7 protein-coding genes are annotated in these 14167 nt (G+C 62.9%); 4 read left to right on the forward strand and 3 right to left on the reverse strand.

Translation table 11 applies throughout. The annotated features are described in order from the left end of the window. Positions 1 to 465 precede the first annotated feature (465 nt). A complete protein-coding gene (locus H7007_RS02510; protein WP_287152917.1) occupies positions 466 to 1656 on the forward strand; it encodes a (Fe-S)-binding protein in 1191 nt (396 codons plus the stop codon). A gap of 159 nt (positions 1657 to 1815) precedes the next feature. After that, entirely contained in the window at positions 1816 to 2958 is a 1143-nt protein-coding gene (locus H7007_RS02515) for an acyl-CoA dehydrogenase family protein (RefSeq protein WP_287152918.1), read from the forward strand. Between the two features lie 298 nt (positions 2959 to 3256). Here H7007_RS02515 and H7007_RS02520 read toward each other — a convergent pair whose 3' ends face one another. The 3 genes from H7007_RS02520 to H7007_RS02530 form a co-directional block, all read right to left on the reverse strand. Beyond that, positions 3257 to 3535 (reverse strand): 4Fe-4S dicluster domain-containing protein, encoded by a 279-nt coding sequence (locus H7007_RS02520; protein WP_287152919.1) that lies wholly within the window; start codon positions 3533 to 3535, stop codon positions 3257 to 3259. 290 nt (positions 3536 to 3825) lie between these two features. Further along, positions 3826 to 5223: an NAD(P)/FAD-dependent oxidoreductase gene (locus H7007_RS02525; RefSeq protein ID WP_287152920.1), complete on the reverse strand. Its 1398-nt coding sequence runs from the start codon at positions 5221 to 5223 to the stop codon at positions 3826 to 3828. Then, complete coding sequence (locus tag H7007_RS02530) at positions 5210 to 6847, reverse strand: FAD-binding oxidoreductase (protein WP_287152921.1); 1638 nt, start codon at positions 6845 to 6847, stop codon at positions 5210 to 5212. Before H7007_RS02530 ends, H7007_RS02525 begins: the two co-directional genes overlap by 14 nt. A 677-nt stretch (positions 6848 to 7524) precedes the next feature. Between H7007_RS02530 and H7007_RS02535 the strand changes: the two genes are divergently transcribed. Both H7007_RS02535 and H7007_RS02540 read left to right on the forward strand, forming a co-directional pair. Beyond that, positions 7525 to 10650, forward strand: a complete 3126-nt coding sequence (locus H7007_RS02535; protein WP_287152922.1) for a PD-(D/E)XK nuclease family protein — start codon at positions 7525 to 7527, stop codon at positions 10648 to 10650. Next, positions 10647 to 14150, forward strand: coding sequence for a UvrD-helicase domain-containing protein (locus H7007_RS02540; protein WP_287152923.1), 3504 nt, complete (start codon positions 10647 to 10649; stop codon positions 14148 to 14150). Before H7007_RS02535 ends, H7007_RS02540 begins: the two co-directional genes overlap by 4 nt. Positions 14151 to 14167 lie beyond the last annotated feature (17 nt).

Here is a 14167-nt window from a genome sequence, read left to right on the forward strand (position 1 = left end):
CCTCTCCAGGCACTTCGGGTTGCATCCCCGAACCTTTGCCCCCGAAAGCGCCATGTGCGAACGCAGCTGGATGGCGCCTCCTTTTTACGCGATGATCCGCCGTTCTCCCTGCCTCAGAGGTCTCCGCTGCCTGTCCCAAAAAAGGGAAATGGACCTCCAGCGAGGGCGCGCCGCCTGCCGCGGTGGCCATTCCCGCCTTCCTTACACCCTGCATGTTATCCTTAAGTGCTCGTTGGTCCTGGCCAGAGACGCTTCATGATGTCGCCTCCTCTCATTCCGCCTTAACCGAAAAAGCTCGATCCCACGAGGGGCGTTATCGTTTTCCCAGAACTTGAGGGCAGGGCGTGGGTCATCCACGCCCCGTAACAGCATCTGGAACCTGAAGACATCTCCCCGAACCGCTCCTCCCCCACTCCGGAGGGGGATATACTGGTCATTGGAACCCGAGTAGAAGGGGGGAAGAAGATGGGCGAACGGTGTGACTTCTTCGACTACGATAATTGCGACCTATGCGGGGAATGCCTTTCCAGATGCCGCTACCTCGGCCTCGACCTAAAAAAAGCGCGCGAGGAGATGAAGCGTTTGATCGACGGCCGACCCACGAAGGTGGTGCACCGGCGCTGCATAAGCTGTTACGCCTGCGATGCCTTCTGTCCCCGGGGATGCCGGCCGTACGAGCTCATCATCTCAGCCTGGCACCGGCGCTACCGGGAACGGGGACTCCCGGTGAGGGCCTCCTATCTGATGCCCGCCTCACAACCCAACTTCAGGACCGACCTGGTGGAGACCATGTCCCCTCGCGAAAGGGAGCTGCTCCGCAGGTGGCGGGAAACGCCTCCCGAGGGCGAGCTCGTCCTCTATCCCGGATGCAATGCCCTGGCACTCCCCCACCTTCTGGATGCCCCTTTCCTCAAAGAGGTGATCATCTCGGGCGACTTCGACCTCTGCTGCGGGGAGATGTATTTCCGCATGGGCCTCTTCGACGTGGTGGAGCAGGTGGCGGAAAGGCTCACCCGCCATTTTCGCGGCCGTTCTATAGGGACCATGCTCTTCGTGTGCCCCGCGGGCCTGAACATGTTCCGCAACGTGCTGCCAGGACTTTTCGGTGCGGAGTTCTCCTTTCGCACACGTTACCTTGGAGAATATCTCTGGGAAAAAGTGGAAAGCGGCGAGCTGGCCATCGTGAGGAGGCTCTCCGGGAGGGTAGCCGTGCACGATTCCTGCCACGGCAGAATACTGGGAGAGGAGGTGCAGGGCTCCGCGCGCCGTCTTTACGCCGCCATGGGCCTGGACCTGGTGGAGCTCGCAACGGACCCCGCGGAAGGGCTGTGCTGCGGGATGGCCGCCGGATGCAACCGCTACCGACCGGAGGACATGTACCGAGCGGCGGTCAGGGAAATGCGCGAGGCGGCGCGCACGGGAGCCGACGAGCTGGCCGTTTACTGCGGAGGGTGCCAGCTCACCTTCTCCCTCATGCGCTGGCTCCATCCCACTCGGCAACCAGTCCGCCACCTCCTGGAATATCTCAAGGAAGCCACGGGAGAACCGGCGTACTACCCCGCTTCCCGTCGCGCCCTGCGCATGCTGGGCAACATAACCGTGAAAGCCTTTCCCAAGATGCTCTCCCGGCGCACCTACCGCATCAGCATAAATTGACGGCATTCACTCTAAGCGGTATGAACGGCCTTCTCGGGAGCTCACCTGCGAAGCGAAGCGGCTTACGTTGAAGCCCGCCGGCGGATAAAAGATAATGGGTTTGCCTCGCCCACGTGCGAGGGTCGTCTGACCGGCGCAGCAAGAGAGGGAGGGGGGAAAATGGATTTCGCGCTCACCGAGGAACAGAAGGTCCTGCAGCAGACGGTACACGAATTCGCCGCCAACGAGATACGCCCCGTGGCCCGGCAATACGACGAGAGCGGCGAGTTTCCATGGGATGTGATCCGCAAAGCGGCGCGCCTGGAGCTCACCTACTCCGGGGTTCCCGAGGAATACGGCGGGCCCGGACTGGGCATGCTGGACAACGTGATAATCATCGAGGAGCTGGGCTGGGGATGCGTAGGCATCGCCTCAGCCATAGCCCTCAACCAGATCGCCATCCTCCCCATCCTCCTGGCGGGGACGGAGGAACAGAAGAAGGAATACCTAGGCCGTCTCACCGACCCCGACAACCCGCGACTCTGCGCTTTCGGGCTCACAGAGCCGGAAGCGGGATCCGATGCCGCCTCCCTGAAGACCCGTGCCGTACGGGACGGGGACGAGTATGTCCTCAACGGACAGAAATGTTTCATCACCAACGGCGGGGTGGCCGATTTCTACACCATCTTCGCCACCGTGGATCCCGATAAGAAGTACCAGGGGATAACCGCTTTCCTGGTGGACGCCGACACTCCCGGCTTCAGGGTCGGGAAGATAGAGCATAAGATGGGCATGCGTGCATCCCAGACCGCGGAGCTCATCTTGGAGGACGTGCGCGTTCCCGCCTCCCGCGTCCTTCGCGGGGAGGGGCAAGGTTTCTACGTGGCCATGGAGACTCTGGACACCTCACGCCCCGGGGTGGGCGCCATCGGGGTGGGACTGGCCCGCGCCGCCTTCGAGGAGGCCCTGGCCTATTCCAAGCAGAGGGTACAGTTCGGAAAACCCATCTGCCGCCAGCAGGCCATCGCCTTCATGCTGGCGGACATGGCCACCAAGATTGACTACGCCCGCCTGCTCTGCTATCGGGCGGCCTGGATGCTGGACCAGGGCATGAACGCGGTTAAGGAATCTTCAATGGCCAAGTACGTCGGAACAGATGTGGCCATGGAGGTGTGCACCGATGCTGTGCAGATACACGGCGGCTACGGGTATATGAAGGACTACCTGGTGGAGAAGCTCTTCCGGGACGCCAAAATACTGCAGATAGTGGAGGGTACCAATCAGATCCAGCGCCTGGTGCTTTCCTCGCAACTCCTGGCCTGAGGAGGCAGAAGGGCTTCCCTTGAGGTCCGGCCCTCGAGCGGACGCCTGGATCGCCTCACGCGCTCTGCTGGTAAGCCCTGCTTTCGCTTGCGCGGACCGTTAAGGGATGGCAGGGAGGCGGGGTTTCCCTCTCGCCATTCCCTCCTTTCCCGCCCGGAGGAAGGGATCTTCCCACGGCAGGCAGGAGACACGGTCTTCACAGCACAGTCTCCGCTCACCCGAGGAATGGTTAAGCCACTCCTCTGTCTTCGCATCGATGGTATTTAATGGAATATAATGTATGGTGCCCTCTTGCCTCTCAGGAGAACCGGTAAGTCACCCCGCTTCCCGCAGGCGGGTAGCGGAAATCCACCGCCCCCTTGACGCAGGCCAGGAAACAGCTCCCGCATTCCAGGCACCTCTCCCGGTAGCGGCGGGAAAGGGAGGCCTTTCCTTTCCGGACCGACCAGAGGTCCATGGGGCAGATCACCGCGCAGTCACCGCAACCATCGCACCTTTCCCGGTCCAAGAAGATGAAATGGCTTTCGGACGGTCTGACCTTCACCAGCGCGTTCCTGTCGATATGCAAGGTCTCCATTCCACCCCTCCCGAAATCCAACCGCCTAACCTGTGACTGACCCACCTCGACTCTAAAACCCCGACCTTAAACCTCACATCGTCTTTCTCAGCTCCGTTGTTTCGCCACACTCCGTGCCTCTCCCGGATTGCACCTCCTCCTGTCACACCTCCAGCGGTGTCGCAGCCATCCGTTCCGAATTCTCCATATCCACGCTCTCTTCGGCATCATGGAGCGACGAACTACGGAAGGGGCTGCAGATTCCCGCCGTATTCCGCGCGTCAACCTCCTCTTCGGCATCGTCGTTCCCGTCAGAAATCTCCTTCCCCGGGCAGCAGGCCCTTCAACATCCACCGGAGGCCTTTGGCCATCCCGATATAAAAGCGTAGATTTTCCTCTCCCATGCGCAGGAAGATCGGGAGATATACCCGGGCCACGGCCATGAGGGCCGGTAGGTTCTCACCAAGGACCGGGAACACCCTCTGCATGGCCTCCGCCTTGGGCTCCTGGCCGGACATGAGCAGGTGTACGGCCAGGTCCACGGCCAGCTCCTCCAGCTCGCCACAGAGCACGGGGTCTCCCAGCAATTCGAAGAGCTGTCGCAGCTGGGCCCCGGCGACGAAATCCTGTCCCACCGGGCTCTCCACTAATCGCTCCCGGTACGTCTTGAGGAATGCGCCGGAGAAGTCGTTCTCGCGCAGAGCCTCCTCCGCCACCTCCGCGGCGAGGCGGCCGGAGTACATGGCCTGCCACACTCCCTCCGCATAAAGCGGCTCGGTTAACCCCGCTGCGTCTCCCACCAGCATGAGCCCCGCGCAGGATATCTCCTCCGGGATGCTCTCCATCCAGGTAAGGCAGTGGGCCTGCCATTCACGTGGTTCCGCCTCCAGCGCCCTGAGCAGGCGCTGCACGGGGGGCGCGAGGAGGGTGTCCAGAAGCTCACGAGCGGGCTTGGCGCGCTTGCGCAGCGCCCTGGAGATAAGGCTGTTGGTCACCCCGGGACCTCCCAGATGCACGCCGTCCGCGTAGGCTATCAGGAAATTGCCCCCCAGGCCCGGGCCGAAAAAGGCCTGAAATCCGGCCTCGTGTATCACGCAGTCCATCCTCTCGCGGGGGGCGGAGAAATCCACGATGCACACGCTGGTTACCTGGTCAGGCCTCCACCTCTCCCGCAACCCGGCCATGCGGGCCACCGGGGAGAGGACGCCGTCCGCCCCGATGGTCAGCGGAGCCCGGTATTCTTCGCCTCCCTCCAAGAGCACACCCGCTACTTTCCCGTTTTCCCGCACCAGCCCGGTGACCAGTGACCCGGTCCGCATCTCGGCACCCGCCCGCACCGCAAGGTCCGCCAGGTAAGGGTCGAATTCGCGGCGCAGCATGCCCACGGTGAAGAAGTCGCGAGCCTCAGGGTAGGACATGCGCCGGGAGGGTCCGGAGGCGATGGTGAACCTCTCCTCCATCTCCGGGGGCGGCGAGAGGAAGTGGGCCACGCACTGCCTGCAGTAACGCATGGAAGGAAGTTCCATTTCCCTTATGAACGGGAAATCCCTCCAGGCCTTGCTGGAAAGCGCGAAACCGGAGGCGTTCTTCTCTCCCGGGACCATGGCCCTTTCCAGGAGCAGCGTCTTGAGCCCGGCTTCCGCCGCCGTCAAGGCGGCCGTGCAACCTCCAGGGCCCGCCCCTACCACGATGAGGTCATACTTCTTCATCCGAGTTCTCCTTCGCCCTCCAGTTGAGCTCCGACACGAGTCTTTCCAGCTCCGCCCTCGCCCCCTCCTCGAGGCCCCGGAGGTCCAGGTCCGCTTCCCCCACATAGAGATGGCTGTCCGCTGCGCCCCTTGGATCGAGCAGGCGGCATATCTCCCTCTGCCAGCGGTTGAAATCCCCCTGGAGGGGACCGACGATCCTGCGCTGCTGTGGAAATATATTCCACGGCTGATCGCAACATGCCTTCAGGGCCTGGAGAAAAAAGTCCATCACCAGCCCCTTCACCGCCTCCTGGTGCCTCACGTCCCTGGGGTCGTAATACCAGAGTTCCTCGCTGTGCGCGATGGCCCCACCCTCCCAGGCCATGTCCACGCAGGCGTCGCCGCCGTCGTCGACGCAACCTCCCCTGGATATCCATTTTCTCTTGATGGACTCCCCCGCCCGGTCCCAGGCCACCGCGGTGTCCCAGGCGTCGTTGGGGCCCAGCCCGGACTGCATCTGTCCTCCGGGCCGGAAGGCCATACCCGGGACCGCCCCGCTCAAGATGCACCAGGTGAAAGAGGGTCCCACAGGGGTGTCGCTGAGGTCAAGGGCTATGCCCAAATGCCGAAGGGTGACCGTTTCCACGACCGCCCGCTTGAACTCCAGCTCCGTAGCCGAATGCGCGGCCACCACCAGCATTATGCCATGCCGCAGGACCTGGAGGGTTCTTCGGATGCCGCGGCTCCACTCCAGCAGGCGGTTGAGGTGGGGGAAGAGTATCATGGGCACCACCCCCACGGCGGCCTTCTGCATGTTGTAGTCCACGCCCTCCCGGGCCAGGGCGTAAAAGGCCTCCCCGAAGGAGAGGTAATCCGGGAAGAGCAGGTAGTAAAGCCTTATGCCCTCGGGCATCTCCATCTCCAGGTCGTAGAAGAGGCCTTCCGGCGCCGGTTGGGGCGGTCCCGGCCAGGGAAAGAGCTTCAGGGCGCAGGCGGTGAAGATGCCGTTGCCGGAAAGCGCTCCCGCCTTGCCCCTCATCACCCCCCGCAGCGAGGGTCCCGGGCCGTCGGCGCAGAACCACCCACAGCCGGAGCCGAGGGACCCCAGCCTGACCACCTCACCGTCCGGGAGCACCCATTCAACGCCCATGAGATTGCGCGGGCTGTAAGTGCCGTCGGTGCCCGGTCCAAAGGCCGCGCAGGCGCTGGCCAGGGGTGAGACCCCCGCCCCGGCGGCGATCATGTGCACGTTGAGCCCCCTTTTCATGGCCTCTGCCCTGACCTGGCCTCCACAGGCATAAGGTTCGACCACCACGAGCATGTTCTTCTCGTCGATGTCCAGGATACGGTCCATGCGCCGCAGGTCCACCTGGACCACACCTTCCCCGGACGGTCCGGCCCAGGCGCCCCAGCCGGTGGAAAAGGCCTTGAACCTCAGGCGGTGACGGTTGCATATCCTCACCACCTCCTGCACCTCGGCCGTGCATCCCGGAAGGACAACGGCCTCCGGCCGGGGAACCCACAGGGAGAGCTCGTCGTTGAAGGTGGGTTGGAAAGCGTATCCGTCCAGCACCGCCGGATCGCGGGAGACGTACTCCTCCCCAAGCGCGTCCACCAGTTCCCGATATGCTTCCTCGCCTATCATTTCATTTCACGAAATCTCGCCCCCGTCTTCACACCGCAACCCCATCCCCCATCACGCCTTCACGGCGATGTCCCCGCGCTCGCCTGCCGGCGACCTCCGCTTTATCGCCGACCCTTCGGCGTTTCATCGAAGCGGTGGAGGCCCTCCATAAATTCCCTCATAACGTAGACTTACCTTCTGCAAACAATATACCCTTTGCGACCTCGATATCCACACTGGACATGGATCGTCCCCAGCCTTCTCCGATGTGCCTGTCTTTTCCAGCGCAACGGAACCACATGGCATCATGATCATTCGCTCTTATTTCCTTCATCTGACTTGCCTGTTGTTGTCAGCAAGACTGGGCCACCTTTTAAGTCATCTTCATACCCCCTCACCGCTCGCCTTAACCCGCGTTTAATGAAGAGGTTCCCTCATCCTGTCTTTGCGGGCTTTGCGGGGCTTACGCGAAAAGCCTGTGAACATATCCGCGCATCCGCTGCGGCAGGTGTCATGGTCCCCCGCGATCAGGCTTAACTCCCGGCGAGAATGCGTACCACCGCGCCGCTTATATACCGGGCTCGGCCAGCCACGCGATCCTTGACTGGGGGTCGAAGACATCCCTTGTCGTCGGCGCCGTCTATCCTTATGTCCCGGAAAGTCCAGGGGTATCGAGTCCTGCGGAGGAGTGAGGTTCATTGCCAGGAGAGTGCGTGAATCGCCCCAACCGCCTGGTGCTGAGCATAACCGACTTCTGCAACCGTTTCCCGGTGGAGGAGAAATGGCTCATGGTCCCCAATTACCGCACGGGTTACCAGTGGCTGGAAAACGCCTCCCTCGGCGGCGCTCCGATCTTCAATCTCCGCCTCCGCACCTTCCCCTCTCTGGCCTTGGAGTTGGCCTTCGAGGACATGGAGAGACTCGGGCTGCGATACGTCCAAGGCCTAAGGCTCGAGTTGCTCGTGGGAGAGCTTTTAACCGCCTCCGCAGCGCCTGACGGATACGTACCCGCGGAGGGAGTCCGGCCCGACCTTGTGAAGGCGGTGACCTCAACCCTTCTTGACCTGAGGCTCGCAGGCCTCGAGGCCGAAGACCTCGAATCGGACATCTTTCCACACTCTCCCAGGGCCCGGTGGCTCGGCTCCCTCTTGCGCGACCTACGGGATTCGCTCGACCAACGCCGACTGGTGGATTATGCCGGCTCCCTGAGGCTGGCCCTGAAGGCCCTCCGCGCCGGACGGGCATCTCTGCGAGAGGGACTGCGTGTAGCCGTACCCCAAAGCATGCTCTCCGGATTGAGGGGACTGGAGCGGAAGCTCTGGGAACTCCTTCCGGAGGACAGGAAGGAGGTCCTCAAGGACGACACCGGCAGCGAACATGGTTGGGGGGGCGACGCCTACCTCCTGCGCTGGATAAACCGGCCCGCGGAAGCGCCCTCCCCGGCGGGGGACGGGACGGTTGAGATATTCAGGGCCACCGGGGAGACCAACGAGGTTCGCGAGGTTCTCAGGCGTTGCCTGGGAAAGGGGATACCCCTGGACCGCGTGGAGGTCCTCTATACCGACTACGAGGCCTACGTCCCCCGCCTTTACGAGCTGTGCCTCCTCCTTTTTCCGGAAAACCGCGACGATCCTCCCGTCACCTTCGCCGAGGGAATACCCCTGCGTCTCACCGCGCCGGGAAGGGCCTTTCTGGGATGGATCCATTGGATAAGGGAGGATTTCTCGCAGCAAGTGCTGGCGGATATGGTGGATGACGGCTTGCTCGCCACCGGCCGTACCTTTGGGGGCGGCACGGAACCCTCACGGCTGGCCTCCCTTCTGCGCCTCCTCCCTGTCGGGTGCGGAAGGGACAACTATGAAGTCGCCTTTAAGGCGGTAATCCGCCACGGGGTCCGGGCTGGTGGGCACAAGCTCCGTGGGGAAAACGATGAAATCCCCTTAAAGCCGGGGGCGGTTTTCCGGAAAGAGGAACTCGAGGAACTGCGCGCATTCTGCTCGGAACTTCTGAACGACTTGCCACGGGACCTCTCCGACACGTTGAGGTTGTTGGAGGGGGCACGCAGGTACCTCAGTGAGCGGGTGCATGTCCGTGGTAAAGCTGACCAGTATGCCCTACACCTGCTCCTCCGCCGGCTGGAAGAACTACAGGCCTGGCTTGACGAAAGCCGTGCGGTCTCCTTCCCGCTGTTGGACTGGCTTGAAGAAACCGTCATGACCTCGAGAATCCTCGGAGAGGGACCGAGGCCTGGGCGTCTGCACGTCGCACCCCTTTCCGGCGGCGGCCATTCCGGCCGGCCGTGGACCTTCATAGTGGGCCTGGACGACGGCCGTTTCCCGGGCGCCGGGCTCCAGGACCCCCTCCTTGCGGATGAGGAGAGAAGGCGCCTCTCCCCGGACCTGGCCACCTCTTTCGACCGGCTGTCCGCATCGGTGGCTGGGCTCTCCGAGCTTTTCGCAGGCCTGAGAGGGAGGGTCACCCTCTCCTATTCCCACTACCACCTGCGGGAGGATAGGGAGATGTTCCCTTCCCAGGCGCTCCTCTCCGCTTTCCGCCTGATCTCCGGTCGGCCCGCTCCGACCCTGGAGGAATTCCTACGAAACCTCCCGGCTCCCGCTTCCTTCGCCGCCGCGGAACCGGGTGAGGCCCTAAGTCCCGATGAGTGGTGGATGAGCACCCTTGGGAGGGGTGGTCTGTCCTCAGACCCCCAAGCCTTCCTGGCGCCTCTATACCCCCATCTTGCCCGTGGGCTCACGGCAACCCGAGCTCGCTCCGGGGATTCCTTCACCCCTTACGACGGCTACGTCCCCGAGGCGGGTCGGGATCTCGACCCCGCATCGGGTGAGGGGCCGGTGCTCTCCGCGAATCGTCTGGAAACATATGGAAAGAACCCTCTGGAATACTTTCTGCGCTATGTGCTGGGGATAGAGCCTTTTCGGGAACACCTCCACGACCCCCGTTCTTGGCTCGACCCGCTGCAGAAGGGGAGCCTCCTGCATTTCCTCTTCCACCGTTTCCACCGGTACCTCCGCGAGAGGGAGGAGCTCCCCTCCACCGGCGAACACTGGGGGGTGCTCCAGGGCATGCTGGAAGAGGAGTTCGAGTTCTGGCGCGAGGTCGTTCCCCCTCCCTCGCCTTCCGTCCTCCAGGAGGAGATGGCGGAACTGGCCAGGACGGCCTACATCTTCCTCCACGAGGAGGAGCTATCCTGCCGGGATAGGAGGCCCTTCTACTTCGAGGTCTCGGTGGGCATGGAAGGGGAAGGGCCTGGAAATCCCGTCGATCTCCAGGAACCGCTTGAAATAGAGCTTACCGGCAGCGGAAAGGTGCGGGTGAGGGGGAGGATTGACCGCATCGACCTCCTTACGAGCCATGGCTCCCAAGCCTTTCTGGTATGCGACTACAAGACGGGCTCCAGCCGGAGATACGAGAGCGGGAACCCCTTCCGGGGTGGACGGAACGTTCAGAACTATCTCTATGTGGTGATGGCGGAGAGCTGCCTGCGCAAGGAACATCCAGGCGCCGAGGTGGCGGGGTTCGAGTTCTTCTTTCCCGGCGTACGGGAACATGGCGAGAGGATCTTCTGGGATTCCCGGACCCTGAGGGAGGGAGAGCGCATCCTGCGCGACATCTGCTTGGGGATCGCTTCGGGATGTTTTCTCCCCAGCGACGATACTTCCGACCTCTCTTTCAGCGATTACCGGGAGGCTTTCGGCGATCCCGGCGAAGTGGCGGAGTCCTCTTCCAGAAAGCTGGCCTGCGCCGCTAACGCAGCCCTCGAACCCCTGCGCCGCCTCAGAGGGTACGCGGAGGAAAGCCTATGAACGCGAACTTTCCGGAAGGTCCGATCGGCTCCACGGCGCTCCCCGACTCCCGAGAGCGTGACTTCATCGTCTCCTTATTGGATCGCAACATCATGGTGGAGGCGGCGGCGGGGACCGGGAAGACCACGGCCATGATAGGGCGGATGCTCGCCCTCCTCCGCAGTGGCGCCTGCAGCCATATAAGGCATATGGCGGCCATCACCTTCACCCGCAAGGCGGCCTCCGAGATACGCAACCGCTTCAGGTCGTCTCTCGAGGAAGCTCACCGCGAGGCGCGGGGAAAGGAGAGGGAGAACCTGGAAAGAGCCCTGGAAAACGTGGAACAGTGTTTCATCGGGACCATCCATTCCTTCTGTGCCCGCATCCTCCGCGAAAGGCCTCTGGAGGCGGGTGTCGGTCTCTCCTTCCGGGAGGTCGACGACCTTGAGGACTCTCTCCTCCGCGAGGAGGCCTGGGGGCTCTTCTGCGCCCGCCTTTTTCTCGACGACCCGGGTAACCTGCTGGGACGACTCCGGGAAATGGGCTTGCGGCTCTCGGATCTGGAGAGACAGTTCCAGCGATTTGCCGATTTTCCCGATGTCGAGGAATGGCCTACACCCACCTTCCCGGCGGCGGACCGCCTCTTCGAGACGGCACGCCGGGAATTGGAAGATTACGTCCGCCATATCACGGAGCTTGCTCCTCGCCTGCCCTCCGAACCGGGCAACGACAGGCTGATTCCCGAACTCCGCCGCGCATCCCGCGCGGTCTCTCATCTCAGCCTGGATAAGACCGCCGAGCTCATGGAGGCGCTTGAGTTCTTCGACCGAGGGGTCAGCATTGTCCAGTCGGTCTGGACAAAGGGGAGGGGGTTGAGCAGGGAAACCGCCAAGGAGGAAAAAGCCCGCTGGGAGAGGTTCCGCCGCGAGGTAGCGCAGCCTGCCCTGGCGCGGTGGCGCGAGATGCGCTACGCGCTGTGCCTGGAGGTCTTCAGATCGGCGATGGAGGCCTATGATCGCCTGCGCCGGGAACGCGGGGTGCTCAACTTCCAGGACCTGCTCCTCTCCGCTGCCCGCTTGCTGCGGGAGGATGCGGAGGCCAGGAGGGACCTCCAGGCTCGTTATACCCATATCCTGGTGGACGAGTTTCAGGACACCGACCCGGTCCAGGCGGAGGCGATCTTCCTGCTCACTTCCTCCGATCCCGCCGAGAGAGACTGGCGGCAATGCATTCCCCGCCCGGGATCCCTTTTCCTTGTGGGAGACCCCAAGCAATCCATCTACCGTTTCCGCCGCGCCGACATCACCATTTACAACGAGGTGAAGGGCATCTTGCAGAAGCACGGTGGAGTGGTCCTTAACCTGACTAGTAATTTCCGTTCCCCGCCCGAAGTGGTGGAATGGGTCAACCGGGTTTTCTCGCCGAATAGGGATGGCGGCGACCCGGATTCCACCCGCCTGAGGTTTCCGGCGCAGGCCAACGAGTTCTCGCCGGCTTACGTGAGTCTGGTATCCTCGCACACAATATGTCGGGGAGACGGCTTCTGCGGTGTTTACCGCCTCACGGTGCCCGCGGAACGCTCGAGAAACGACCAAGCTCTGACTTACATGGCGGACCGCATCGCCAGTTTCATAAGGGATGCCTGTTCCGGGGGGCTTATCCTCCACCGCGGTCCCGGAAGCGATATCCCGGGCAAGAGCGAAGTGGCCGAACCGTCCGACTTCCTCATCCTCACCTACCGCAAGGACGACCTGGCCGTCTTCGCCGAAAGGCTGCACGACTATGGCATCCCCTGCCGGACCAGCGGTGGGCAGTCTCTTAACCTGGTCCCCGAGCTGCGGCTCCTTCACCGGTGCCTCAAAGCCGTTCTGCGCCCTTACGACCCCCTTGCCCTGGTCGCTCTGCTGCGGAGCGAGCTGTTCGGCCTCAGCGACGCCGAACTCTATGCCTTCAAGAAGGCCGGCGGAGTCTTCGACTACCGGGAGAGCCCTCCCTCGGGCCTTCCGCCGGAAACGGGCGAAGCCGTCGCCGATGCCTTCAGGCGCCTGCAGGAATACCGGCAGTGGTTCCAAGACATGCCCCTCTTCTCCGCCCTGGAACGGATGGTCCACGACCTGGGGCTCATGCTGGCCGCAGCCCTAAGGCCCGGCGGTGATATGCAGGCGGGCAGCCTGGCCAAGGCCCTGGAGATAATTCGCGATGCCGGCAGGGAAATCCTGACCGGCTCCCAGCTTCTCGAGCACCTGGAGCGCCTGGCGGAGAACCGTGAGAGCTACGACGGCGTATCCGCCCTCTCCGAGGACCCGCCCGCGGTCCGGGTGATGAACCTCCACAGGGCCAAAGGGCTGGAAGCCCCGGTGGTATTCCTGGCTGGTGTGAGCGGCACCGGGAACCACGACCCGGAGATACACGTAGTGCGCGTCCCTCCGGCCAACCGCGGATACCTCGCGGTCCACAAGGAGACCTCCACTTACGGCCGGATGCTGTTGGCCCATCCTGCGGGGTGGGAAGACATCTCACAACGGGAACGCGCCTTCCTTGAAGCGGAGTACCTGCGCCTTATGTACGTCGCCGCCACACGCGCCTCCGCAGCCTGCGTGGTCACGGTGAAGGAACAAAACGACCGCAACCATCCATGGCGCTTCTTCTCGCCTCACCTGAAGGACGCTCCCGAGCTTCCCGAGATTGCTCCCTCGACCGGAGGGGGCAAATCCTATCCGGAGCCGGATTACCGCTCTTTCGAGGAGTGGGCGAGCGAGGCAACCTCCAGGAAAATAGCGGTCCTGCGTCCCTCCTATAAGGTGGTGGCGGCGAAGAGGCTGGCGCTGGCCCCCAGTGACGGTGAGGAAGCGCCGAACCGCTCAACTGCTGGCTACACACTGGAAGAAATACCCATCTCCTACATAGAGGGGTATGGGGAGCGAGGGAATGATGGCCGGGGCCCAACCACGGCCACGTCACTGTCTGCCGAACTTGGGTACGCTGACTCTGTTCCTGGGGCGACAGCCTCGGAGCGGGGTAGGGAATCGGAGGACGTAGTTGATCCCGATTTTGGAGAGGTAGTGCACCTTCTCCTCCAGGCGGCCATGGAGAACCCGGAAGCGCGACTGGAAGCCCTTGCCATTCCTTTCCTCGAGGAAAGAGGGCTGGACCCCGCGCTTGCGGAAGACTCCGCCAGCCTGGTGCGTCAGGCCATGCGGTCAACGCTGTGGGAGAGGGCAAACGCAGCCTCCCGGTGTCTGACGGAAGTACCGTTCCATTTCCTGGAAAATAGCGGGGAAGTCCCCACCCTTGTACGCGGCGCGGTGGACCTGGCCTTTCTCGAAGAGGACGGTTGGGTCCTCGTGGAGTACAAGACCTACCGGGGAGGGAAGGGTGATCCGGCGGGCCATGCGGCGAGATACCTTCCCCAGCTGCGCCTCTACGCCGAGGTGTGGGAGAGGATGCTCGGGGAGCCGGTGAAGGAAACCCTGATCTACCTATTGGGAGCGGACCGCCTTTACCGCATGAGAAGAATTTAAGAAGATGGTCGCGCGGC

The organism is Candidatus Solincola tengchongensis (assembly GCF_015711935.1).
GTDB lineage: Bacteria > Actinomycetota > Geothermincolia > Geothermincolales > RBG-13-55-18 > Solincola_A > Solincola_A tengchongensis.